This is a genomic window from Asticcacaulis sp. AC466 (genome assembly GCF_000495815.1).
GTDB lineage: Bacteria > Pseudomonadota > Alphaproteobacteria > Caulobacterales > Caulobacteraceae > Asticcacaulis.
Window position 1 is genome coordinate 1 of sequence record NZ_AWGE01000046.1, and the last position, 752, is coordinate 752.

1 protein-coding gene is annotated in these 752 nt (G+C 60.2%); it reads right to left on the reverse strand.

The annotated features are described in order from the left end of the window. On the reverse strand, positions 1–701 hold a 701-nt coding region (locus AEAC466_RS43435; protein ID WP_023460299.1), incomplete at its 3' end, for an ISNCY family transposase. Positions 702–752 lie beyond the last annotated feature (51 nt).

Below are 752 nucleotides of genomic sequence, written 5' to 3' on the forward strand. Positions count from 1 at the left end.
TTCAGCGCGCGACCGAACTGAGTCATGCCGTCACCATGAAGCCCGGCGGCCTTGTTCACGCGGAAGACCGCATGCTTGTCAGTGTAAAAGGCTATCGGCTTGCCGTGCTGCTCCAGATACCGCTGCGTGGCGTTGAAATAGGCGAAGGTCGACTCCGATTGGACGAACTGCAAGTGCATCAGTCGGCTGGTGGCGTCGTCGATGAAGACAAGCAGGGTGCATTGTGGCCCGCGATCCTCGAACCACCAATGCTCAGAGCCATCAACCTGGACCAACTCGCCAACGCACTCCCGGCGATAGCGCGGCTGGTAAACCCGTCCGCGGCGCTTCTGCCTGTCCGCCCAGAGGCCGGCCTCGAGCATCCAGAGCCGCAGCGTCTCGCGTCCAATCGTGATATCGTGGACCTCGCGGAGCTTCTCCGCCGCCAAAGTCGGTCCGAAATCCGCGTAGCGTTCGCGGATAATCGCCAACGTTTGGGACTTCAGAGTTTCTGGCATCTGACGGTTGCTCGGTTGGCCGCGCTTCTTAGAAATGAGCGCCGTTGCGCCCTGGGCCTGATACGCCTTGGCCAGACGTTGGACTTGCCGGCGCTCAAGCCCCATAAGCTCCGCCGCTGCCGAAACCGTGAGCCGTCCGGCCGATAGATCGCGCAGAACTTCAAGCCGCGAAAGTTCTTTGTCGCTCATGATATGTAGCACCATTTAGAGGGCCTCCCACAAACTTGTAGGAGGGTGCCATCTCTAACTGGCACT